Annotated in this window: 2 protein-coding genes; both read left to right on the forward strand. The window is 43.3% G+C overall.

Annotated elements, in window-relative coordinates:
• Window positions 1-541: 541 nt before the first annotated feature.
• A complete protein-coding gene (locus LFYK43_RS10420; RefSeq protein ID WP_124978042.1) occupies window positions 542-2,764 on the forward strand; it encodes an alpha-galactosidase in 2,223 nt (740 codons plus the stop codon).
• 383 nt (window positions 2,765-3,147) lie between these two features.
• The coding region (locus LFYK43_RS10425) for a hypothetical protein (RefSeq protein ID WP_148095621.1) at window positions 3,148-3,348 on the forward strand (201 nt) is incomplete at its 3' end.

Below are 3,348 nucleotides of genomic sequence, written 5' to 3' on the forward strand. Positions count from 1 at the left end.
CATCTTTTAAGCACGCTGTTCTGCTCTGTTATTAGTCGAGCTGCACAGCGCAAAAGATTCCGCTTATCCAACTCCGAGCCCATGGTGCAAAATGCGCACCATAAACTCAGAGTCCGATAATGCTCATCTTTTAAGCACGCTGTTCTGCTCTGTTATTAGTCGAGCTGCACAGCGCAAAAGATTCCGCTTATCCAACTCCGAGTCCATGGTGCAAAATGCACACCATAAACTCAGAGTCCGATAATGCTCATTTTTTAAGCGCGCTGTTCCGCTCTGTTATTAGTCGAGCTCCGTGAACCAAAAGTCTGCGCCTATCCAACTTTAACAACAAGTCGTAAAAACCACGACTTATCGTTAAAGTCCGATAGTGCTCAACTTTTAACCGGTTCGCTTTGTTATTAGTCGAGCTTCGCATGGCAGAAGGTTGCGCCTAACCAACTCCAGTCAACAATGCTGAAACCCGCATTATCGCCTGGAGTCCGATAGTGCTCACCTTATGAACGCCATGCTCCACTCTGTTATTTAGATAGGAGGAATTTTCATGTCTGCTGCTTTTCAAAATCATGATTTGATCTCTGTTGCAAAAGATCCGCTGACTTTTCATTTACACAACCGCTACCTGAGCTATGTTTTGGGCGTCGATGAGCAAGACATTCTCGCACACCATTACTATGGCAGTGCTGTTGATCATTACTCTAACCTGCGCCGTTACCCGCGTCTCATGCGGCATTTTGCCCCCAGTCCTGAAACTATCGAAACTAGAGACTTCTCCTTAAGCACCTTGCCCCAAGAATTTCCTGGTTCAGGCGGGGCCGATTACCGTGAACCAGCTATTGTTGTTAAACTTGCCAATGGTTCGCAAACCGTGAATTTCTTGTATGACTCTTATACTATTACTGCGGGCAAGCCTGAGCTGCCGGGGCTTCCTGCAACCTTTGCCAATGAAGATGAAGCACAGACATTGACTGTCAAACTCGTTGAAACCGATGCTGAACTTGAGCTGTATTTGCATTATACGATTTTTCGTGATCTGCCGGTAATAACGCGGAGTTCCGCGGTGAAGAATGTTGGTCAAAAGCCGGTGCAGGTCGAACGATTATTTTCGTTTAGTCTGGACTCTCCTGATAATGAACTGGATCTTTTGCACCTTAATGGACGGTATGCCCAAGAACGGAATGTCACCGTTGAACCTTTAAGTACCGGGATCAAGATTTTAGATTCCAAACGCGGGGCTTCCGGACATACCCAAAATCCCTTCTGTGCCTTAGTTGATCCCCATGCAACTGAACACTCCGGAGAGGTTTTTGGTTTCAGCCTGATTTATAGCGGCAGTCATAAGTCAGTCATTCAAATGGATGGATACAACCAAGTTAGAGTTCAGATGGGGATCAATGATCAAGGCTTTGCTTGGTGGTTAGAGCCGCAAAAGGTGCTTCAATCGCCTGAAGCTGTTCTTGTGCATAGCGGTCATGGTTTAAACGAAATGTCGCAAGCCTTTCATCAACTTTTCTTGGATCACTTAATGCATAGCGATTTTTCCAGAAAAGAGCGGCCAATCCTTTTGAATAACTGGGAAGCCACTTATTTTAATTTTAATGAGGATGATCTCAAAAAAATCATCGCATCTTCCCATGATCTAGGAATCGAAATGTTTGTCCTGGATGACGGCTGGTTTGGTGAACGAGATGCAGCTACTAGTTCACTAGGTGATTGGGTAGTTGATCGCAAAAAACTTCCTAATGGTTTAAAGCCGCTGAGTGATTATTGTCATCAGCTGGGGATGCAATTTGGTTTATGGTTTGAACCGGAAATGATCTCAGTCAAGTCCAAGCTGTATCAAGATCATCCTAACTGGGTCTTGGAGGTGCCGGGACAACGACGCTCGATCGACCGCAGCCAATTCGTTTTGAATCTGGGTCGCCAGGAAGTCCGCGATTACTTGCTGGAGCGGATGTCTTACATTATTGAACATGCTGGTTTGGATTATATTAAATGGGATATGAATCGGAATATGACTGAAGTTTACGATGAACGGCTGTCTCCAGATGAACAAGGTGAAGTCTCACACCGCTATATTTTAGGATTGTATGACTTGCTGGATGCGCTAACGCAAAAATATCCCCAGGTTTTGTTTGAAAGCTGCTCAGGCGGCGGTGGACGGTACGATGCAGGGATGCTTTACTATATGCCGCAGACTTGGACTTCAGATAATACTGATGCCATTGCGCGTTTAAAGATCCAGTATGGAACCAGCCTTGTCTATCCAATTGTTTCGATGGGCGCGCACGTTTCAGCAGTACCCAATGAACAGACAGGACGGATGACTCCGCTGCGAACTAGGGGTCTAGTTGCTTCCAGCGGAAATTTGGGCTATGAACTGAATCCGCTCAACTTGTTGGACAACGAAAAACAAGAAGTCAAGCAGCAGGTTGCCTGGTATAAAGAACATCGTGCTTTGATCCAGTTCGGACGCTTTTACCGGATCCAAGATCCGTTTAAGTCCACTCGCACAGCTTGGATGTTCGTTTCACCCGATAAGAAACAAGCAGTTGCCATGTATTTTAATGTTTTTTCAGAGGCTTCCATGCCTTTGCACATGCTGAATTTTGTCGGCTTAGATCCGGCTGTTAAATATAGTGTTAACGGTGAGTACACAGCCTATGGCAGCGAGCTGATGCATATTGGGATCTATCCGCTGACGCAAAATGATGGTGATTTTGACAGTGCTGTTTTTGAATTAAAAGCAGTGGAGCAGGGTAGTTAGTTATGTCAATGAAAAATCGGCAATGACAAATGAGGAACTTTAAAAAAGTGGGGCAGTGTCAAATAATGATGAAGGCGTCTGAAACTCTATCTTTAGAGTTTCAGACGTGAGTTTTGAAATTGATCCTTAACCTTAGAAATTTGCATATTATGGTCTTGGATAGCGATTATAAATAGCATGAAATTGTTCTGGAACATTATTATCGTGGAAATTATCTGCTAAGTGTAAAGTTTTGGTTGGTTTTAAAAAATTAGGGCTTTTTCTTCTAGTTTGAATGTTCACAAAGTTGTGCAACCTAAAAATAGTGCTTGCTAAACATCAAAAAGGACTATTATCCTTATACATGTAATCATCACAAAACATGAAAAGAGGATAATAGCCCCATGGATAATATTGTAGCTGAATTAGTCGAAATTTTAAAGAGTGAATCGTCTTTACTTAAAAAAGGACAACAAATTAGTGCTTTTTTCGTTAGTTTGGCTCGACAAGCAATTTCGTTGGCTTTGACACAGCTTGATGATGAACTTGCCCAAGAAAAAAGTCAAAACCTGATCCATCAAAAGAAACAAAGGACGATTTTGACT

This window comes from Ligilactobacillus salitolerans (assembly GCF_003864415.1).
In the GTDB taxonomy this organism is placed as follows: domain Bacteria; phylum Bacillota; class Bacilli; order Lactobacillales; family Lactobacillaceae; genus Ligilactobacillus; species Ligilactobacillus salitolerans.

Excerpts from the sequence above, each read along its gene's own strand:
- LFYK43_RS10420 (WP_124978042.1), top strand. The coding sequence starts at position 542 with ATGTCTGCTGCTTTTCAAAATCATGATTTGATCTCTGTTGCAAAAGAT.